Origin of the sequence: Mycobacterium shigaense, assembly GCF_002356315.1 — a bacterium.
In the GTDB taxonomy this organism is placed as follows: domain Bacteria; phylum Actinomycetota; class Actinomycetes; order Mycobacteriales; family Mycobacteriaceae; genus Mycobacterium; species Mycobacterium shigaense.
Genome location: NZ_AP018164.1, coordinates 5,177,952 through 5,198,848, shown reverse-complemented (window position 1 = coordinate 5,198,848; position 20,897 = coordinate 5,177,952). Strand labels below are relative to the sequence as shown.

Here is a 20,897-nt window from a genome sequence, read left to right as displayed (position 1 = left end):
GCCTGTTGCGGGCGGAAAGGCCCGCAGTATGTTTCGTCACCAATATCGGCGACGCGATGCTGACGCTGCCGACGGCTCGGGCGCTGGGCGAAATGTTCAGTGAACCAATCACGTGGATCTGCCCGAAGGTCGCCTTCGACTTGTGCTTCGGCGAGACAAGTCCCCGGCTGGTCGATATCACGGGGCTGCCGCTAACCGGAACCCCACCGTTACCCGGAGTACCGGAACGCCCGGTCGATTACGAGGCGTTGGCCGAAGAGATCGGCGCTGTCGATCTGTTCATCGATACCTTGCCATGGAATGCATTGTCAGAAATCGTGATCCGGCCGCTGCGGAAACACCTGGCGCCCACGACCAGCATCGGCTTCGCATCCGACGGTGGGTACGATGTCGTGGTCCCCAAAGCCCAGTGCCATGCGGCCGACCTAACGTTCGCGTTGGCGCGCCTGTTCGATCCGACGCTGCGGATCGAAGATTACGCGCAGCCGGTGCCCGTGCCGCCGGAGGCGCAGCGGCAAGCGCAATTGATGCGCGCCGCGGTGCCCGCGGGAGTCAAGGTCCTCGTCGTGCATGCCGACACCAACTGGACCGAGAAACGCTGGCCCATCACTCAGTTCATCGACGTGCTGAACGGCTTCCTGTCGCGGCACCGCGATTACGTGGCGTGGGTTGTCGGGTTGGGACACGAGGGACTGAATGCCGGGCCCGAGCGCGAGCGCATCTTTCCCCAGCTCGGCCTGCCCCTGGATCTGACCATGGGCCTGGTCGCCAGTGCCGATGCCTTCGTGGGGATCGATTCCAGCATGCTGCATGCTGCCGATCTGGCCCGCGTCCCCGGCGTCGGCCTGTTCGGTCCCACCCGCGCGGCAACATGGGGCTTCAGATTCGCGCCGCACCGGCATGTCGAGATGAGCACCATGGCGGACATCACCGCCGCGCAGGTACTCGGTGCGATGGAAGATCTTGTCGCAGAGCAGGTAGGTTTGTCGGGTTGAGTGACATGACAGTTCTGCAGGACGGGCACTCGTCACCCGCCGATCGTGAAGTGCTGAGCCGCTTGCTGGCGGCTCGCAATCCCGTCGTGTACTTCTCCACCCATATCGGGGACTCGGTGCTGCTGTTGCCGACGTTGCGCGCGCTGGCCGAAATGTTCACCGCCCCACTGACGCTGATGTGTCCCAAGGCCACCTTCGACCTGTGTTTCCGCGAGGTGAGTCCCCGGCTGGTCGATATCACCGGAGTGGCACCGTACGGGCCTCCCGTGGGACCGACCCCCTCGACCCGGATCCTCGACTACGACGCCCTGGTGTCGGAGATCGGCGCCGTGGACGTATTCCTCAACGCCGTGCCCTGGGATATCCCCTCGAACGGTTTCATCAGGGCGTTGTGGCGGCGGATGGCGCCCGCGACGAGCATCGGCTTCCCTACCGACGACGACTACGACATCGTCGTCCCGCGAGACGTGCAACATTCCGCCGACCTGACGTTCAAGTTGGCCCGCTTCTTCGACCCCGGCCTGCGCATCGAGGACTACGCGTGGCCGCTGGCCCTCCCGCCGGCCGTGGCCGCGGAAGCCCGAGCCGTTCGCGCGGCTGTGCCCGCCGGGGGCAAGGTGCTCGTCGTGCACGGCGACGCAGCCTGGGCCGAGAAGCGTTGGCCCGCAACCCGATTCATCAAGGTACTGGACGAGTTCCTATCGCGTCACCGCAATTTCGTGGCGTGGGTTGTCGGGATGGGCCACGAGGAGCTCAATGTCGGGCGCGAGCGAGCCCGCGTTTTCCCCAAGCTTGGACTGCCGTTGGATATGACCATGGGTCTGGTGGCCAATGCGGACCTCTTTGTGGGTGTCGATTCCTCGATGCTGCATGCCGCCGACCTGGCGGCGGTGCCCGGAGTCGCGTTGTTCGGCCCGACCGACCCGGCGCTGTGGGGGTTCCGGTTCGCGCCACATCGGCACGTCGACATGAGCACCATGGCCGACATCACCGTCGATGCGGTGCTTGGCGCGATGGAAGATCTGGTCCGGCCCGAGGTCATAGGTCGAGCCGACGTATCCGACGATTCGGCCGCCGAGGACCTGCTCTGCGCGGTACACCGGTTCCACGACACCGCGCTGGCATGGCACGAAGACGACACCGCGGCCGCATCGGACGAGGCCAGCATTGCGGCCAAGGCCCTAGACCTGCACGCGATGAATTTCGCCCTCTGGCACCACGAAGACGCGGTGCGCCGCCCGGGCGTCGGTGTCCACGAGATAGCGGACCGAAAACGTCGCATCGACGCCATCAACGCCAGGCGCAACGCGGCCATCGAGGACATCGACGTGGCGCTACTCGACCGCATCGCGCAGAACCCGGCTGCGCCGCTACACACCGAGACCCCCGGCACCATCGTCGATCGGCTCTCCGTGCTGACGCTGCGCATCGCGCATTCACATCGCTTGGCGGAGCCGGCCGCACGGCTCGCGGTGCTCGAAGAGCAGTACGCCGACCTGCGCGGCGGACTCGAGCAACTTCTCGACCGGCTGCGGGCCGGCGCGGTGCGATTCAAGCGGTATCGACAATTCAAATCCGCTGAGTCACAACGCTACTGCGACCTGTTTGAGGGCCGCGAGCGCTGATGCTTCAGTAGGCCGCGGCCCGCCACCACTGCGCCCAGTCCAGATAGGGATCCTTGTGCTCTTCGTGCTGAAGATGCAGTGCCAGCGACGGTATCGGCGTGAACAGAGCGACCTGCTCTCGCCAGATCCTGTTGATCGTGGACGCCTCGAAAATGTGGTGCTCCTGTCCGTACGGCGTGCTGGAATAGCGGGCGAGCAGATCGAACAGCTCCCAATTGCGCTCTAGCGTGGCGATTTCCACCCAGCACGTGTTCGTGGTGTGGGTGTTGGTGCGCCAGTGCCGGTGGGTGCCATACACGACGCTGCAGTTCTCCCGGCTGAAGATGGGACTGCAATAATTCCTCGGGTCGTCGTACGGGTGCAGCGCTACCTCGCGCCCGCCGAGCCGCTCCCGGAACAACAGATGGGCGCCGAGCATCTCGGCTACCGCCGAAGGGCCGTGCAGGTAGTCGTCTTCGACGAAATAGACGAGTTCGCGGGCGTCGTCGCGGGCCCTGGAGAAGGATGCCAGACATGACGCGTTGTATCCCCGATCGGCGAGGGCGATGAATTCGACTGGATATCGGCACTTTTGGAGTATCCGATGCAAAGTTGGCAGAACATCGGGGGAGGAGTGGTCGTCGAACACCCGCAGCACAATGTCGCCGTCGGCGTGATTGATCGACGTGACCAGCGATTGCGCGCAGCGCAGCATGATCTCGCTTTTGGGCGCAGCGACGTAGCGGTGCGCGCCGTGCACGCTGATGTCGGAGTGAGTCTGCAGGTGGATGTCGAGCTTCATGCGGCACGCAGCATCTCGCGAAAGACCTCGGACCAAGCCGAATCCGACCCGTCGGGGAGCTTGCCGCGGAAGTAGTCCTTCTGCCAGCCGGCCTGCCGCGCGGCCGATCCCGGGCGCTTGAGGTCCTCATTGAAGTGACGGCGACCCGATCGCCACGCGTCGTAGGACATGCGAAACTCGTCGGGAGCCGCGGCGATCGACACAATCCTGGGCTCGAATTCCTCGAGCTCGCCGCGCCGCTGCGGTACCGACAGGCACACCGGCTCGCCCTTCTCGAAAGTCGCCCACAGCCGTGGCCGAGTGAACTTCCAATTGACCGTGCCGATCAGGGCGACCCGGTGCATCAACCGATGCTCGCCATCGTCGACGGCGCGGTGCTGGGTGGCGTAGTTGTCCCATATCCCCACGTCACCCTGCTCCCACTGCCAACCAATAGTTTTTTCGGGCAGCGTGATCCGCGACTGCCATCGCGGTGGTCCCTTCTGAGTATGCCCGTCTCGAATATACCCAGCCGCAGCTGTTCTCGCGGATTGACCAGCGCCGCGGGAATGCGATACTTCTCGCCATCAGACCCGGCGCGCCGCTGTTAATGTTGCGCGGTGGGCTTTTATTGGATCGAGAACCGCACCGAGATAAAGGTACGAAACTATTTCTCCGAATCGGATTGGCGACGCAATGCCGTCGGCGAGCTCATGGCGCGCCGGGTGGACACCGTTCTCGACGTGGGAGCCAATTCAGGCCAATATGCGACCGGCCTTCGGCAGGCCGGATTCGATGGCCGTATCATTTCGTTCGAACCGCTATCGGCTCAATTCGCCCGGCTGACCCGCAGTTCGGCGGCGGATCCGCGGTGGGATTGTCGGCGTTGCGCCCTGGGGGATTTCGACGGTACGGTCATGCTGAATGTCGCCGGCAACGGCGGCGCCAGCAGCTCCATCCTCCCTATGCTGGGCAGGCATCGACAGGTCTTTCCCCAGGCAAATTACGTTGGCACGCAACAAGTCGGCATCCGCAGGCTCGACGCGGTGGCGCCCGAACTCTTGCGGCGAGACGACGCGGTATTTTTGAAGATCGACGTTCAGGGATTCGAAAGGCAGGTCGTTTCCGGGGCCATTTCGACAATTAACGAACATTGCGCCGGAATACAGTTGGAGCTCTCATTCGAAACCCTGTACGAGGGCGATATGCTCATTGACGAGGCGCTCCGGTTGATGGAATCCCTGGGTTTCGAATTAGCCGGGGTGGCGCCCGGCTTTATCGATGTACGCAATGGTCGTGTGTTGCAGGCGGACGGGGTGTTTTTCCGTGCCGAAAATCGGCGGTATACGCCGCGATCCACGCCGCACGGCGGCAGTCAACGCCGACATCCGCGATAATGGACCCCCGGTAAAATCCCGGCGCCCGTAGTTGAACGGGTGATGTCGAGTGGATTAATTTCGAGGCGACCCGGCGGAGTCGAACTCGTCGGGTTAAACAATGCACCGGAAAACCGTGCTAGCGGAGGTGGCAAGGTGCAAAATCGGCGCGCAGCGGCCCCGATTGGTGCATTACGATTGCATTCGGTGGCGGTGCCCCGCTGCGCCGTTCGCTTGGCACGGCACAACGAAAGGGGTCGTCGGTGAGTGCACGGCACGTCGGCGATGCCGTCGCCGGACCGGCGGTTGCGTGGTCAAGCGAGACGGCGAGCAAGTAGCCCGCGGAGATACGTGGCGACGATGAGCAAGACACCCCACGGCGGCGGGCCGGCTGCGCGGCGTTGCGGCACAACGCGATCGGCACTTCGCGGCATCGTCACGAGCATGATGGCGTGGGCATGAGGAGGGCTGAGCGGATATGACGCAGTCGCTGAACGTCGAATACCAAGAACTTATGGCGCGGGCTGACGAAATCGACGCGCCATTGCCCAAGTTGCCGGTCGGCAACCCACAAGCGCCGTGCAGCCTCGCATTCGTCCGTGATGCCGCAGTGCAAATCGCGATCAACGCCGACTCATTGCGGCTGTACATTCAAGCGTGCCAGCGCGAATGGAGCGCTCTCGCGAAATCGTTGCGGACCGCGGCCAAGGCGTACGAGGAGGTCGATGAGGGCGCGGCGGACGACATCAACGCCGTCGCTATGGATGGCAGGTCGAGCGCCCCGAATGGCACGGTGGCCGCGGTCGGCGAGGACCAGATGTCGCTCATGTGCGACCCGGACGACATCCCGCCGCCCCTGCCCCCGCCCCCGCCGCCCCCGCCGTTCGAGTATCCGTACTACGAGGTGCGGCAGGCGGCGAGGGACATCGAGACTCCGGATCAGGGCGCCGCGTTCAGAGCCTGTGCCGCCGATTGGAATAAGTACCAGCTGGAGTTCCAGCAATTGGCCTACCGCTTCCGGCCGTTCCTGAACTGGGAGGGTGATGCCAGGGCGGCCGTCGAGTCGAACTTCAATTCACAGAAGCAGTGGATATACGGCATGGTGACGTTGTGCACGACGCTGGCCAAGCAGGCGCAGATGGTCGCCGACGCGCACAAGAAAGTGGCCGCCATCAGCTATGACGGGCAGGGGCATCCGTACCCCGTCTTCGACAACCGCTCAACTGGAGACCAACATCCCACGGCGTACGAAGTATCGCAGTGTGATTATTGGTACAAATATTATGTACAAAACAAAAGTCCGTACTTGTATATGGCTCTCGACTGGTACAAGAATTTGCAGACAAGGTCCGAGACGGCATTATCCACGTACATTTCAAGCGCCGGCATTCCGCTGGCGCCGTTGAATCCGACCGCCCCGTATGGCGCCTACATCTACACCGAGCCCGGTGCGGCCGACGATCCCGGCAACATCGACATTCCTGACACGTACGATCCCTCGTCCAACATGCCCATGACGCCCGCGCTCCCGATGATGCCGTCGGCCGGCATGGGTGGCGGCGGTACGCCGGCGGCACCCGATGCTCAGGCGATGGTGAACGACGCGATGAAGAAAGCCGGCCTCGGTGGAAAGGGCGCTGGCGCAGTCAAACCCGCCTCACTGGGCGGCGGAGGCGGAGTGCCCGGCATACCCGGAATGCCGTTGCAGGGCGCGGGAGAAGGAGGGGATGCGGCGTCGCGACCCGCGGCCGCGGCACCGGGGGCGGCAACGGCAGGGTTGGGCAAGGGACTGCCGGGAGCGGGAGCCGGCGGAGGCATGGGCGGCGGAATGCCGATGGGAGGTGCCCAGGGCAAGCAAGACGGCGGAAAGGGTAAACGGGTGCAGGCCGCCGATGGCGACGAGTCGCTCTACACCGAGGAGCGCGCATGGACCGAGGGCGTCATCGGCAATCGTCCGCGCAAGGGCCCGGGCGAAAAGCAATGACTTGTACAGACAACGTAAATGCGTCCGATTTTGCCGCAGTTCGCCTGTCCCAGGCTCGATTACGCTGAATGAACGACATCTCCGGCACCCGCCGAAGCCTTGACACGTGGCCCGGACAGCCGGCCCGCCCAGCGTACGGCGACGTCCGGATCCGGCAACCCGCTAGCGCGGAGGAGTAGTTCATGGGCGTCACGAAGCCAACGGGCGGGTATGCCGAGCCGATGCTGGATCCGGGCGGCTGGCCCGAGGCAGATGAGCAGATGTTCTATGACAGGGCCCAGCAGTACACCCAGGTTTTCCGGCAGGTGACCGATGTCTTGGAGACCTGCCAGTTGCAGCGGGCGCGGATCTTCGAGGGCGGGGTCTGGTCGGGTGCCGCCGCCGATGCCGCCAACGCCGAACTCCGCACGCTCATCGACGGATTGACCGTTCTGCAAAATGGTCTCGTCACCGTGATCACCTGGCACAAGTACGTCGCCCAGACGCTCGTGTCGGCCAAATCCGACGTCGCCGACAACATTGTCGAGGCGCACCGGACGATCGCCCAGATCGAGCAGGACCCCAGCCTGGAGGCCGACGAGCGAACTCTGCAGATCAACACGGTGGTGAGCACCACGCACGGCGCCAACGTCAGCATCGTCGAGGGCACCGCCGCCCAGATCTTGGTGAGCAAGTCGTGGAAGCCACCGCCCACCGCCCTGCAGGACCTGCTCGACCAGAAGACACCTCCGCCGGTCAGTGTCCCGAACGCTCCCGTGGTTCCGCCGTCCCGGCCCGCGCAGCCGGCGCCCGTCGCGCCGGGCACGGGAGGGCTGACACCGCCCGGCACGCCCGGAGCGGGATCGCCCACCGGGCCCGGCACCCCGCCGCTGGACGGCGGCGGTCTGCAGCCGTCTACTCCGTTGACGCCGACCACGCCCGGGCCGCCGGGCGGTTCGCAGCCGCTGACGCCGGTCGGCCCGGCACCCGTCGCGCCGGGCACGGGATCCAGCGGATCCCTGGCTCCGGCCACCCCGGCTACGCCGTTGAGCCCGCCCGCCGGGACGCCACCGCATGGCGGGGGTGCCGGTGGCGCCAAGGGCGTGACCCCGGCGTCGGCGACGGCGGGCGTCTTACCGGCATCGGCGCGGGGCGCGGAAGCAGGGACGGGTGCGCCGGGCGGCGCGGCCGGCGTGCCGGCCGCAGCCATGGGAGCCGGCGGACCGGGAGCCGGCGGATCGGGTGGCGGCGGTTCAAGCGGCAGGTCGGGTGGGTCCGTCGGCCAGGGCCCCGCCGACAAGTCGGCCGGCACGAAACCGGCGGCCAGCTCGCGTACCGCGGGCAAGAGCAAGCCGCGGGCCCAGTCAATGCATCCTCAGCATGCCGACGACGGGGAAGTCGGCGTGATGCCGGGTCCGGTCATCCCGGTCTCGGCCGCACGGGCCGAGCGTGACGCGGTCGCAGAGGCGGCGACGGCGGACGCGTCGCGCCGTGCCGGTCCCGACCCGCTGCAGCTGGCCCGCCGAATCGGGGCCGCGCTCAACGCACCCGACGCCGGCGGCGTGCTGGACCTGGGGTTCTTCTGGGTGACCGCGGTGACCACCGACGGCGCGATCGTGGTGGCGAATAGCTATGGGTTGGCATACATCCCCGACGGGGTGCGGTTGCCGGAGAAGGTCCACCTCGCCAGCGGCGACGAGGCGATCCCGGCCACCGAACGGGCGCGCTGGGCGACCTATCCGGTGCTGGCCGTGCGGGGTTGGGCGGATCACCACAACAAGCGGCTCCGGGCGGTTATCGGCACCGAGGAGCAGTTGGCGAATTCCGACGCCGGGGTCGCGACGATCGTGTTGAAACCGGATGACATCCCGGACTCCGGTGACATGCTCGGCCGGTCCCGCTTGGAGGTCGTCGATGTCGAAGCGGCCGAACTGCTGACGGCGATGCCCGATGCGCGTCTGGCCGAGCTGCTGCCGCCGGCGCCGGCGGGGGCCGAGCCGGTGGCCGACCTGGTGCCTGCGCCTGCGGAGATCGTCGATCCCGAGGCGGCAGCGGTGCTCGTCGCGCCGAGGGCCGGGGCGCAGCTGATGGGGCAGCTGCTCGCCCAGATGCCGTCACCGGAGCCCAGTGCCAACGCGCCGGGCGACGATCGATTCATCCTGTGGTTCGAGGTGATGAAACCGTTGGCCAGCACGGCAACCGGCCGCCAAGCTGCGCACTTGCGCGCATTTCAGACCTACGCGGCGCACGCCGAAGAGGCCCTGCTGCGGGAGGCGCATACCGCGGACGAGCCGGCGGCTCAGCGCGGCGCGATCGCGGACTGGCTGTACTGGAAATATCTCAGCGGACTGCTCAACGCCGCCTTGGCCGATCCCCGGATCCTGAGCCCGACGTAGGCTACGCGGTTTCCGCGGGCGCGGCCGTCGGCCGGTCGCCGGTGGTCGGCTGCACCGGGGCGCTACCCGCCCCCTGCCCGCCGGACGCCGCGCCATCGGCCGTCGTTGCGTCGACCAATTGCGCTTCGCCAGAGGGCTTTTCGTCGGGTTTGGTGCTGCCGTCCCTTTTCGTTTCGTCCGCCAGCTTCGGCGGCGATGCGCCGGCATTCGCCGCGCTCCCGGCCTGTTGCACGCTCGACATCACGCCCTGCATTCCCTGCGAGATCGGTTGCATCCCCTGCATCATCGCGGACACCTGGCTGAAATCGATCGGGTTCGGCGCCGGGGCCGGTTTTTGGCCGGCGTCCTTGTTGTCGTCTTTCTTGTCGCCCTTTGCGTCGTCCGGGGTGGCCGGCGTCCGGGCGGTCGCCGCACGTGCCGGCTGTTCGGTCGGCGCGTGCGTGGAATCGCCGGCCCCCAGGAACTGGACTGTAGCTACGTGCGCGCCAAGAAGCTGATCGGTCTCGGCGTACTTGTCGGCGGCGGCGACGATCTTCGATCCCGTATTCTCAAAGGCGGCTTGCACATCCGACAACCCAGCGGTCACCGGTGATTCGATGATCGGCATCGTCACGTTGATCGCGGCGGATACGGAATCCGATCCGGTCGTCGAGATCGGCGGGGGCGCCGCGGGCAACACCTGGTCGCGCAACGTGATTCCCGAGGTCTTCAGCCGGGCGGGATCAACCACCAGTGGTTCACTCATTGTCCGGTCCTTCCACGTGGACATCCCATGTGAGAGATTTTACGTCGCACAGCCGCATACCAAGTGCAGCAATAGATCTCGCCGCCTCAGCTGACTCAGAACTGGATGTTGCGGACGGTGTCATAGATGCCGGTTATCCACAGCAGCAGGGGCAAGATGGCCGCGATAACCGCGCCGTCGAACAATTCGAGAGTCCGTTTCATCACTGGCGTGATCCGGCGAACCCCGCGCGCCGCACCGACCACGGCCAGCGTCACCAGGCTCGCCACGCACAAGATCGTCAGAAACAGCCACGCGCTGTGGGGATACCAGATGCACAATCGTGCCGTCACGCCGACCGGAATGGCCACGGCGGCCGCCAGCAGGGACCAGGCACACCAGGGCTCCGCGTAGAGGCGCGCCCGGAAGGAGCACATCAGCGTGGCCAGCCCGGCGACCACCAGGGTATGCACGAAGAAGTGTCCGCGCACCAGCACGGCGAGCACGCCGACCGCAAGAAACAGGGTGCCCGCGGTGACGAACCCGATCAGCAGCTGTTTGGCCAGATGACTGCGTTCGGTGAGCCGCAGGGCGGACGCCGGCACCGACGCCATGATGGCCTGCCAGGTCCGCGTCTCCTTGTCTGCTCCGGCATCATCGGCCTCGACCGCGTCGAGCAGTTCGTCGTGGTCCACCGTTTCGCCGGGAGCGGGGATCGGCGGCAGCGCGATCCGTGCAACGACGACGGTCAGCTTGGCCGCATTCGTTACGGTGAACAACCCGAATACGATTGCGCCGGCCGGTATCCAGTGCTGCCAGCCGTATCCCCATGCCACGGCGGCCGCGGTGACCGCAGTCCCGGCCACTGCGGTGAACGCGGCGATCTCGACACGTCGACGAGGCCCGCCCCGGGTCAACAGCGTCAGAAACAGGACCGCTGCGGCGGCACCGGCGTACTGGGGAGGCCCTAGCGAGGCCACGCCGCGCGGCCGCGGGATGGCCAACCCCACCGCAACTACGATCAGCGGAAACGCGCTCGCCAGCAGGCTTTCCCCAAAGCTCGCGTTTCGGTAGAACCTGTCGGCGGCCCAGCTGCCCACCAGAAAGAGGGCTCCCGCTATCCCCAGCGCCAGCGGCCACCAGATGTACCGCCCGGTGCTCGCCCAGGTGAACGCCGCGATCACGGTGATGGCCAGGGTCATCGCCGGAATGGCCACCCCGACAAAGCGGTTCAGGGCAGCCCGGTCGAATTCCGGTGATTCGTCGAGCACCGCGATCGCGTCGATGACGTCCTCGACGAGCGGTCGGTACCGCTCGGTGCGACTCACCGGCACCAACGTCAGCAGCGACCCGTCGACGACGACCGCGTCGTCGAGCGACTGGTCGGCCGGCAGCGGTGGAGCCCCCGGGCGTGCGAACGTCCAGGCGCCCTGCGCGGCGAAGTCGAAGCCGGCCAGGACATCCGCCGTCGTTTCCCCGATCAGGTCGGCCAACACCGCGACGGTGTCGTCGATGTAGGTCTCTATGGCCGCGGCGGAGGGCAGCACGACATCGGTCATTCGCCGGCCGGTGAGGATCGTCACCCGGGTGCTCGCCGGCTTTGCGGGGCTTGCGGGTGCGGCGGCCCCCGCACCGGCGGCGGCATCAGTAGCGGTGGGTGCGCTCAACGGCGTTCACTCCTGTCGAAATCGTCCGACAATCCTGCAGCTAGCTCGAAAATCCTACGCTTGTACGCGGAATCCAAAAGGGCCAACTGAATCTCCATTCCTGTCGCGATGTGCTTGTCCCAGGGCAACACGATGACCCGGCCCGGTGGCACATACTGCTCGAATTGCCCAACCAACTCGGCGACGGCGATGTTGGTGTCCCCCGGGGAGACGTGGTTGATGACCACGCATGCGCGGGCGAGCAGCTCGTGGTGGCCGTGGTTGCGCAACCAGTCGATCGCGACCGCGGCCTGCCGGGCGCCGTCGATCGATGCGTTGGTCACGATCACCACGGCCGAGGTCGTGGCGAGCACTCCGCGGGTCACCGGGTCGAACAAGCCGGCGCCGCAATCGGCCAGCACCAGGTTGTAGAACCTCGACACGGCATCGGCCGCCCGGTGCCAATCGGCCTCGCTGAAGGCCCTTCGGGCCGTCGCGTAGTCCTGCGCCGGCAACACCTCCAGATTGACGGCGTTCGCGCTGGTGTGCGTGCGGACATCGTTGTAGTGTGTTAAATCCTTGTCGGCCAGCAGGTCCGCGATGGTGGCGGTGGACTGGCGCCCGGCCCGATCGGCGAGGTTGCCACAACTTGCATCGGCATCGAAAGCCAGGACCCGATCGCGCCGCACCTGTGCGAAGACCGAACCCAGCGCGACCGTCACAGTCGTCTTGCCGACGCCACCCTTGAGACCGAGGATCGCGATCTGATACGCACCGCGGGGATTGCGCCGAATCCGGGCACGTAGATCCTGGTCGTATTTCTCGTCGCGGGACAGCCCGAAATTGATTCGCGTCAGCCGATGGACCCAGCGTCGCCAACCCCGCCGAGAGACCATTCTTGGTGGCGATTTTTTGCGGGGCTCGACGGCAATATGAGAAACCGCACCCGGCGCACGTTGGTCATCGGTGACCGCCCTTGCCGGCGAACCATGTTTCGCTGCAACGGGTCTGGTGGGCGCCGCGGGCGATGGCGGGCGTGCGACGTCCGCAGGCGGGCGCGGACGGCTCGGCGGCGGGGGACCCTGACGTGCCCGTCGCGGACGCTGGTCGGCGGCCGCGGGGTCGATCGGGGGTCTGAGTCGCGCAGCGGGGTGCGGGATCTTGGGTCGGGGTGCTGGCCGGTGATGCGGATTGACCGGCGGGGGCGGGGGCGCCGCGTGGCCATTGGACTTGGCTGGGCGGCGCGCTGGCATGGACTGGGTGCCCGCGTCGAGGCCCGAATTGACGTCAAAGCCCGATTCCACGGTCTCATCGGGGATTTCGTTCGCTTCAGGGGCCACAAAGAGCTGGCCGTAGTCGACCGGCATCGGGGGGCGCGGGGTTTCGGGTGGTTGTGGCGCGGGGTGTTCCCAGTCGACCGGCATCGGCGGTGGCGCAGGACCATTGGGTTGAGGTGGGGTTGTCGACATCGGCGGCGCGGCTGGCGCTGCGAGATCGAAGCCGGAATCGATATCGAAGCTCAATTCGGCGGCCGCGTCATCGCTTGGCCCCCCCGCGGGCGGCCGGAACAGCCGGTCGTAGTCGGCCGCCATGACAACCTCTCAAAAATCATCCCGATGGCGAAATACGGGAAGAGGCGAGTTCTCCCATCAGGTTGAACTCGCCTGATCCCCGTGTTTCGACCTCGTACGCCGATCTAGGTGAACATCCCGGTGACGCCAGACTCCGTCTGGGCCATCGTCTGACCGGCCTCGCTGATCCGCTGCGACAGAGACTGCAACGAGTCGTTGAGTTCCTTCGACGTGTTGTCCCAGTTGTGCTGGACGGCCTGGTAAGCCTCGGAGCCGCTACCGCCCCATGCCTCGGCGAGCTTGCCGAGCGACTGCTTGCCCTCGTCGAGCAGACCGTGGACGGTCTGCACCGCGCCCGCGATCGAGCCCGCGCCGGCTTCGATGCCGCCGAAGTTCCATGACTGATGTTCCGACATAGTTTTTCTCCGCTCTTTGTGGAAGTTAAGGGTGTTCGGATCAGAAGTTCATCTGTGACGACAGCGAGCTGGCCTGCTCTTCGTCGGCACGCTGGTAGTGGATTCCGGCCTGGCTGACGCTGTGCGAAATGTCGCCGAGCGCCTTGATCTGTGCCGTGCCGGCCTCGTGAAAGCGCTGCAACGCTTGCTGCGTCGCCGTTCCGGCCTGGCCCACCATGTGGCTGGCCAATTCACCACCGGTCTGCTCCACCCCGCTGATGACCCGCTGAAGCTCGCCGGAGATCCGGTCGAAGTTGGCGGCCTCCGCGCTCAGGGTCGCGGCATCAGTTCTCATCTCTGCCATGTTGACTACTTTCTGTGTGCACTGGCCTCACCATTTGATGGCAAGTCTTCCGGCCCGGCCGGCCGGGAAGCCTGTGGTTGTTCGCGATCACCAGTCCTCGCCCTCGTCGAGCAGGTCGTCGTGGACGACCTCGTCGTCGTGTGGTTCGGCCAGTGCTGTGGGGGCCGTCAGTCCGGGTTTCGCCGCGGCGCCGGATTGTGAGCCCTGACCCAGCGCGCTCATCGGGGCAGCGCCGCCCGTCCCCGCCGAGGCGGCTCCGGCCGCCGCACCGCCGGACGTGGCCGGCTGGGCGGGCTTGTCGAGCAACGCACTCATCATCGAAGTGCGCGCCGAAGTTCCGCCCTGCCCGGGCAGCGCCTCCGAGTGCATCAGGCCCATTCCCACGCGGGGGCCCGATCCGCCTGCCAGTGGGTGGCTGGACAGCGGCGGCGCGCCGAGCAAGCCCACCTGCGGGTGGTCCTTGCCGGCGATGTCGGGCAGCTTGCCGCCGCCCAACAGATTGTCGCCCATGCCGGCCGGGCCGCCGAGGCTTCCGACCTGACTCGACAACGACGACATCATCTGCTGAAACGGCTGCGTCAATTGCTGCATCGGTCCGCCCAACTGGCCAAGGCCCTGCACTACCTGCGAAAGTTGTTCCCCGCTAACGGCATTGGGAATCGAGACCGGGACATCTTCCGCGCCGTCGGCCGCTGCCAGCGTGCGCAACGCCGCCGTCGAGGCTTCGGATGCCGAGAACGTGCCCAGAGCTTGGGCCGCCACCGCCTCGCCGACCCCAGGCACAACGATGGGTTTCATCGCCGGAAGCGGCTCGAAGACCGTGTTGACCATGGTCTCGGCCGCGTAGATGTCCATCGCGCCGCCAGCCTGGTTCCACATCCGGACGAAGTAATCCGCTTCGTTGAAACCGATTGGCATCGTGTTGATTCCGAAAAAGTTGGTGGCCGTCAGAACCGTGTGCGTGATGTGGTTGACCGCGATCTCCGGAAGGGACGGTGTCATAGCCAATGCCTTGGTGTACGCGGCCGCCTGCGCCTCGGCCTGCATGGCACGCTTCCGCGCCAGCTGCGCCGCCGTCTGCAACCAGGTGATCATCGGTGTGGCCGCGGCGATCGCACGATCGCTGCCCGCTCCGGTCCACACCGCCTTGAGGGACGCCAGGCTTGCGGCCAACTCGGCGGCCTGCGCGTCGAGCGCGGCACCCAGCGCGGTCCAACCCGCGGCAGCCTGGAGCATCGGCGCCGGCCCCGCCCCGGCCATCAGCCGTGCGGTGTTCAGCTCCGGTGGCATGGCGTGCCACAGCATGGCTCGGTCTCCCCTGGTTGCGTGGTCGGGCGTGGTCGGTTTTTGCGGTTCGCTGTTACGCCAAAGTTTCGATCGCATAGACGGCACGAGTTACGTTGCACTTTCCGCCGTCCTTTTCAAAGTATTTGTGAATTAATATCAAATTCTGAGTGAACATGAGCCATTTCTTTTGTGGCCGGAAGCCTAATCGCACAACGCAGTCTCCGGCCCGGTGTATCGCGATTCAGTTCCGGTTCTTGTAATGGCGTCGAGATAATCCTAACCGCCCCCGGGGGGTGCCGGATGCACTTCTTCCGGGGGATCGATGTAGACGGCCTGCACGACCTCCTTGCCGTCCGGGCTAACCAAAAATCCCTGGCCAGCTGGTCGCTTCTTGACCTGGAGATCACGTGACGGGAAGTCCTGCTTGTCGCCGGACAGAAACAGCGTGGGAGATCCCGCCCCGTAGGCGGCACCGACGAACTTATCCATCGTCGCCTTATACGCTTGGCTCATTTGGCAGGTGACAATGATGTGCAATCCGATGTCCGGAGCGGCCGGTAACAATGGTGCCAAAGGCCCCATCGGAGGCATCCCCGCGGCCGCGCCGACGATCATGTGCCAGTCGTCGACCAAAAGCACGACATCGAACCCTTTCCACCATGACCGAGAGCGCAATTGCGCGGTGGTCAGGTCGGCGGGCGGCAATCGCTTTTGCAGATTGGTCGCCAGCGCCTTGATGGACTCGTCCAGCGAGGGCGCATTGCGGTTGATGGCACCGGCAGCGAGCAAGTGGCTATCCGGCACGGCATCGAGCAGGCCGGAGCGGTAGTCGGCCAGCATGAAGCGCACCTGGTCGGGGCTGTTGCGGGCGCAGATGGCACGCGAGATGGCATGGGCGATGGTCGTTTTGCCGGATTTGGCAGCGCCAAAGATCAGCAGGTGCGGTGTCGTGTACATGTTCGCGTAGGCCACCGACAGGTCGGCCTCGCGCAAACCGATCGGTATCGTCCAACGAGTCCGGTAATCGGAATCCGGGCCGGGCGGGTGCGGGTCGAGTTCGTAGAGATGGATGCGTTCCGGCAACACCCGGACGCGCGGCGCCTTTTCGTTGGTCAGCGACGCGATGTGGTTCACTGCCGTCGTCATCGCCTCGACCAAGCCCTCGGCGCTGTGCACCCCGTCGAGCCGGGGCACGCCCATCATCAGGTGGTGCTTTTCGATCGACATCGCGCGGCCGGGTCGGTTCGCCGGGATGTCACGCGTGGCGCGGTCGATCTGGGTGTCGTTGACATCCCCGAGCCGGAATTCGATCTTGGTGCCGAGGTAGTCCCGCACCCGCGACTTCAGTTCTGTCCAGCGCGGCGTGGTGATGATGGTGTGGACACCGAATGACAGGCCCTGGGCGGCGAGGTTCTGGACGTGGGTCTCCAGCTCGGGGAATTCGCCGACGAATGCCGGCCACCCGTCGATGACCAGGAACACGTCGCCGAACGGATCCGAGGCGACCGGCTGATCGGGGTCGCTGCGCAGCTGGCGGTAGGACGCAATGGAACCCACCCGGTGCTCTTTGAAGGTGGCTTCCCGTTGCCGCAGAACGGCTTGCATCTCGGCGATCACTCGCATCACCCGGTCAGGTTCCGACCGCGTGGCCACACCGCCGACATGCGGCAGGCTGTCCAGATACATCAGCCCGCCACCGCCGAGGTCGATGCAGTAGAACTGGAGCTGGCGCGGTGTGTGAGTGGCCGCGGCGGACAAGATCAGGGTCTGCAGCAGTGTCGACTTCCCGGTTTGCGGCGCGCCGCCGATGCCGATGTTGCCGCCGCCACCGGAAACGTCGACGCCCCAGGGCTCTTGCAGGTGTCGGCGCGGTTCGTCCATGATCCCCAGCGGGAAGTACAGCGGCCGCAGCTCCGCGCGCGAGACGAGTTCATCGACCGGCGTGGGGTCGGTCAGCGGCGGCAGCCACATCTTGTACGCGCGCGACTCCGCGGTGCTGAGCTGGTCGAGCACCGCCTCGCTCAGTGCCCGCCCTTTGGGTTCGACACTCATGGGCGTCGCCCCTCCTCACCGCTGTGCTCTGCATCGGCGCCGGCGCGACTCATGCCGGCACCTCTTCGTCGACGATCGGCGCCGCGGTGAACTGCCGGACTTGCACGGGCCGCGAGCCGTTGCGCGAGCCGTCCACGCTGACTTCCCCGTTGCTCTCGGCCTGGACCGGTGGAACGTACGTGGCGCCGGTGTACAGCGTGCTGAATTTGACCGGGTCCTCCATACCGACCCGCAAGAACCCGACGCCACTCTCCTTGTTCGTGATGTATTGTGCCTCCGGGGTTCCGATCACCGACTTGGATTCATGCGAGCTGGTGGTACGCAACGCGATTCGGTAGGTCAGGTTCGGCTCCAGTTTGTCGATGCGCGCCCCACCGGTTTGCAGCGACTGGGTGGCCAGCAGCAGATGCACCCGCAGCGAGCGGCCCACCCGGCAGATGCGGTCAAACAGCCCGACGAAGTCCGGGTGGCTTTGCAGCAACTCCGCGAACTCGTCGACCACGACGAAAAGCGTTGGCAGCGGCTTCAAGTCGGCTCCACGTTCGCGGTACTTCTCGTACTCGGCCACACCGGAGAGCGCTCCGGTCGCGCCGACCTGGATCCCGGCCTGCCGCAGCAGGTTCTGCCGGCGGTCGAGCTCCCCGGTCAGCACCTCACCCATCCGCCCGACGAGCTCGGCCTCCTCCGCCATATTGGTGATGACGGCGGCCGTATGCGGGAGCTTTTCCATCCCCAGAAACGTCGAACCGCCCTTGAAGTCCGTGAGCAGGAGGTTCACCTGATCGGGATGGTGCATCGCCACCAGCGACAGGATCAGGGTGCGGAGAAACTCGGACTTGCCCGACCCGGTGGTTCCGATGAGCATGCCGTGCGGCCCGCCGCCGAATTCGGCGCCCTCCTTGATATCGAGGTACATGACTTCACCGGTCTTGAGTTGGTGACCGAACGGGATCTTCAGCCGGTCCAGATCTTTGTCTGCGAACATGCGCCAGCGGGCGGGCGTCACTTCCTCGACGCTCTTGGCTCCGACCAGCTGATGCCATTCGGTGGCCACCTTCTTCTTTGCGCCCGCGCCGCTCTTCTTGTCGATGATGGTGCCGGTGATCGACCATCCGGCAAGCTTTCTCGCGATGCGCGCCGCCTGCTGCGCAGTCATGCGGTCGGTGGTCGCCGTCACCTGACGGAACGATTGGCCCGGCAGCCGGTCGTCGGCGGTGCCATCCTCGGCCACGCGAATCCGGTAATTCGAGCCGCGATGGTTGCCTAGGGTGAGCACCGTGACCCCCGCCCTGCCGTCGGGCGGAACCCCCGCCTTGCCGCCGGTCAGATCCACCACCACGACGTAGGGTCCGCCCGGAGTCGAATCGGGCGAGTGCGGGCCGCGCGCGGCCAGATCCGACAGGCTTTCCGGTTGGGCGGAGATCATTCGGACCGGCCCGGCGGCGTCCGTGTCGGTGGGGTGCTGCACGTGCGGCAGCCATTTCAGCCACGACCACTCGGGATCGTCCGGAGTCTCGGTGAGAACGCGAATTGCCAACAGGTCCGGCGGATGAAACACGGCGAGATGGCAGATCATCGCGGTCAGCAACCCCGCGGACCCCGCCGGGTCGCCGCCCACGGCGATGGTCGGAAAGGTCCTCAGCTGCACCAACTTCGGGCAGTCGTGGATCAGCCCGTGGGTGCGCAGAAACTTGACGGCCCACATGTTGGCGACCGGCTCCAGGTACGGCTGTGGCGCCGCCGTCGGGCCGGCGAGCTCGCCGCCGACCGACGGCTTCATCAACCGGTCGACCGCCGGTTGGTCGCCGATCCCGATGCGGGTGGCTGCGTAGAAGTCGGCGCTGGCGGGGCGCGACCACTGCCGGGGTGTGCCGACGATCGACAGCAGATCGTCGGGATGTGGTGCGTGATAACCGAAGAACGCTACCTGCGCGGTGGCCGACGATGTCACGCGCGGGCGCAGCCCGGCCAGATAACGCAGGTATTCCTTGCGGTCGGCGTTGATCTCGGGCACCTTCTTGCCGCCGCCGCCCCCGCCGGCGCCCACCATGCTCAACGACATCATGATCATCATCAGCGGCGTCATCATCATGTACGGCGACAGCGCCTTGGTGCCGGTGAACACCATGATGCCGATCATGCCGAGCATGCAGACACCCATGACATACGGAAGAATTCGCTGGACAAACCCCGCCGGGACGTCGACGCCGAGGTCCTCGGGAGGCGTGATCGCGATCTCGCCCGGGGTCAGCCGGGGGCCGCGGGTGACGCTCGGGGTGAACTTCTTCGTCGCCATCAGGACGCTCCGGGGGCCGCGGGCAGCTTTCGCGGGCTGGGGTCCGCGGGCAGGGTGTCGTGCTCGAGCAGTGCGGCCTCTTTGGACAGCACCGGACCGTCCACCAGGAGGCGAATGATTTCCCACGGCGCCGGCTTGGGTGACGACAGGCCCAGCGCCGCCGCCGTCTGCCCGTCCGGTATGCCGTAGCGCACACCTTCCGGGTCGACGTAGTACAGCGATTCGCCGTATCGGGGATCCGGGGACTGCAACTGCACATACTTGCCGCCGTTGGTGAATACGATGGCCGAGCCCTGAATCTGCTTGATCCCCAGGCTCATCATCGACGGCGGTATCGGTAGGTACCGCCCGGTCAACACGGTGGTCAACGCCGCACCGGACTCGCCGGCCTTGCGCTCCCACGTCCAGCACAGCACTGGCTCATTCGGCCGGGACACCAGTTTGATCGCCTCGTCGGGCAGCGGCGAGGGATACTCGCGTTCGGGGATCCGGACGACCTGGCTCTTCACCACCGACGGGATCGCCACCTGCCCATAGGATTCGATTGCGCGCAGTACCGAGGCGGTGTTGGCGTTCACGTGCGCGACACCGTCGTGCAGCACCACGTAGAACTGCGAACCGTACACGGTTTGCACCTGGAAGACCGACCCGATCACCAGCTCGTCCGGCAGCCCGAGGGTGTTGGGCGCCCCCTCGCCCGGGATCGGCGGCAACAGCCAGGACCCGGAGTCCGGGATTGCGTTGAACATCGCTGCCGAGATCGGGGTAGGTTTGGCGCTCGCCGGTATCCCCAGCGCCGAGGTGACGGAGCGGTTCGTCAGGTCGGTCGCGTGCCGCCCTTTCGACGTGATGACCCAGTCCTTGCCCTGGAAGGTGGCCAGCAGTGCCTCGCTCGGCAGGATCGGATTGATCGCGGCGTCGATGATCAACGGCATCGATATGACGGCCGTCTGCACGGCCGGTGTCGTGGTGTCGGCCTTGGTGACGGTGTCACACAGCGCCCACACCGACGAGGAGTCCGACGCGACGGGTGTCGCGTACGGAGCGCCGGGAATGCCGATCGACTGCCCCTTGGGCAGCTTGTTCAGCTCGGCGGACTTCACGGCCGTTGGCTCCGCGGAATTTCCGAGCACCAGGCGCGCCGAGGTCAGGTTGTAGACCGGGTGCAGCTGGCCCGAGACCATGAGGTAGAGCTGATTGGTCGAGCGGTCGACGAACAGATTGCCGGCGCCGAGTTTGCCCTGCGGCTTGAAGTAGGCCATCGCCAAGGCGCCCACCAGAATCAAGACCGCGATGACGACACCGAGCGCGGCTGATCGCCCGTAGAACGACAGCGGGTCGTCGAACATCCGGGTATCGCGGCGGACGATGGCATGCTCCAATCGCCGGAGCAGAAAGCGCCAGCCGCTCACCTGGACCTTGGTGGTAAGCCGAAAACCCGCCATAC

At 66.1% G+C, this 20,897-nt stretch carries 16 protein-coding genes and 1 pseudogene; 5 read left to right on the top strand and 12 right to left on the bottom strand.

The window, feature by feature from the left end; translation table 11 throughout:
- Positions 1-56: 56 nt before the first annotated feature.
- Together MSG_RS24560 and MSG_RS24555 are read left to right on the top strand one after the other, a co-directional pair.
- Positions 57-995 (top strand): glycosyltransferase family 9 protein, encoded by a 939-nt coding sequence (locus MSG_RS24560; protein WP_162899282.1) that lies wholly within the window; start codon positions 57-59, stop codon positions 993-995.
- Positions 996-1,000: 5 nt separating this feature from the next.
- Positions 1,001-2,620: a DUF4254 domain-containing protein gene (locus tag MSG_RS24555; protein WP_170063183.1), complete on the top strand. Its 1,620-nt coding sequence runs from the start codon at positions 1,001-1,003 to the stop codon at positions 2,618-2,620.
- 4 nt (positions 2,621-2,624) lie between these two features.
- On the opposite strand, the gene MSG_RS24550 is transcribed toward MSG_RS24555, so the two are convergent.
- The 3 genes and pseudogenes from MSG_RS24550 to MSG_RS25785 form a co-directional block, all read right to left on the bottom strand.
- On the bottom strand, positions 2,625-3,401 hold the full coding sequence (locus MSG_RS24550; protein WP_096443789.1) for a hypothetical protein: 777 nt from the start codon (positions 3,399-3,401) through the stop codon (positions 2,625-2,627).
- On the bottom strand, positions 3,398-3,727 hold the full coding sequence (locus MSG_RS25040; RefSeq protein ID WP_373421174.1) for a DUF6065 family protein: 330 nt from the start codon (positions 3,725-3,727) through the stop codon (positions 3,398-3,400). Before MSG_RS25040 ends, MSG_RS24550 begins: the two co-directional genes overlap by 4 nt.
- Positions 3,716-3,865, bottom strand: a pseudogene (locus tag MSG_RS25785) (TauD/TfdA family dioxygenase); the annotation flags it as partial. The pseudogene MSG_RS25785 and the gene MSG_RS25040, both read right to left, overlap by 12 nt.
- A gap of 135 nt (positions 3,866-4,000) precedes the next feature.
- Between MSG_RS25785 and MSG_RS24540 the strand changes: the two are divergent.
- From MSG_RS24540 to MSG_RS24530, 3 genes are all read left to right on the top strand, one after another.
- Positions 4,001-4,777 (top strand): FkbM family methyltransferase, encoded by a 777-nt coding sequence (locus MSG_RS24540; protein ID WP_269458611.1) that lies wholly within the window; start codon positions 4,001-4,003, stop codon positions 4,775-4,777.
- 457 nt (positions 4,778-5,234) lie between these two features.
- Positions 5,235-6,740, top strand: a complete 1,506-nt coding sequence (gene espB, locus MSG_RS25280; RefSeq protein ID WP_096443787.1) for an EspB family ESX-1 secretion system-associated protein — start codon at positions 5,235-5,237, stop codon at positions 6,738-6,740.
- A gap of 182 nt (positions 6,741-6,922) precedes the next feature.
- Entirely contained in the window at positions 6,923-9,115 is a 2,193-nt protein-coding gene (locus MSG_RS24530; protein ID WP_096443785.1) for a secretion protein EspK, read from the top strand.
- 1 nt (position 9,116) lies between these two features.
- Here the strand turns inward: MSG_RS24530 and MSG_RS24525 are convergent, their stop codons facing one another.
- The 9 genes from MSG_RS24525 to eccB all read right to left on the bottom strand — a co-directional run bounded on the left by MSG_RS24525 (position 9,117) and on the right by eccB (position 20,895).
- Complete coding sequence (locus MSG_RS24525; protein ID WP_145958457.1) at positions 9,117-9,806, bottom strand: hypothetical protein; 690 nt, start codon at positions 9,804-9,806, stop codon at positions 9,117-9,119.
- Positions 9,807-9,955: 149 nt separating this feature from the next.
- A complete protein-coding gene (gene eccD, locus MSG_RS24520; RefSeq protein ID WP_181159194.1) occupies positions 9,956-11,506 on the bottom strand; it encodes a type VII secretion integral membrane protein EccD in 1,551 nt (516 codons plus the stop codon).
- On the bottom strand, positions 11,503-13,077 hold the full coding sequence (locus MSG_RS24515; RefSeq protein WP_096443779.1) for a MinD/ParA family ATP-binding protein: 1,575 nt from the start codon (positions 13,075-13,077) through the stop codon (positions 11,503-11,505). Before MSG_RS24515 ends, eccD begins: the two co-directional genes overlap by 4 nt.
- A gap of 104 nt (positions 13,078-13,181) precedes the next feature.
- Positions 13,182-13,472: a WXG100 family type VII secretion target gene (locus tag MSG_RS24510; protein ID WP_096443777.1), complete on the bottom strand. Its 291-nt coding sequence runs from the start codon at positions 13,470-13,472 to the stop codon at positions 13,182-13,184.
- A gap of 40 nt (positions 13,473-13,512) precedes the next feature.
- The gene (locus MSG_RS24505; RefSeq protein ID WP_373421166.1) at positions 13,513-13,806 is read right to left on the bottom strand and encodes a WXG100 family type VII secretion target; all 294 of its coding nucleotides are present in this window, start codon (positions 13,804-13,806) and stop codon (positions 13,513-13,515) included.
- A 96-nt stretch (positions 13,807-13,902) separates the two neighbouring features.
- Positions 13,903-15,120, bottom strand: coding sequence for a PPE family protein (locus tag MSG_RS24500; RefSeq protein ID WP_096443773.1), 1,218 nt, complete (start codon positions 15,118-15,120; stop codon positions 13,903-13,905).
- Between the two features lie 258 nt (positions 15,121-15,378).
- Positions 15,379-17,154, bottom strand: a complete 1,776-nt coding sequence (gene eccCb / locus MSG_RS24495; RefSeq protein WP_096443771.1) for a type VII secretion protein EccCb — start codon at positions 17,152-17,154, stop codon at positions 15,379-15,381.
- A 49-nt stretch (positions 17,155-17,203) separates the two neighbouring features.
- Positions 17,204-19,450 (bottom strand): type VII secretion protein EccCa, encoded by a 2,247-nt coding sequence (gene eccCa / locus MSG_RS24490; RefSeq protein WP_096443769.1) that lies wholly within the window; start codon positions 19,448-19,450, stop codon positions 17,204-17,206.
- Complete coding sequence (gene eccB, locus MSG_RS24485; protein WP_096443767.1) at positions 19,450-20,895, bottom strand: type VII secretion protein EccB; 1,446 nt, start codon at positions 20,893-20,895, stop codon at positions 19,450-19,452. The genes eccCa and eccB overlap by 1 nt, the downstream gene beginning before the upstream one ends.
- Positions 20,896-20,897: the final 2 nt, after the last annotated feature.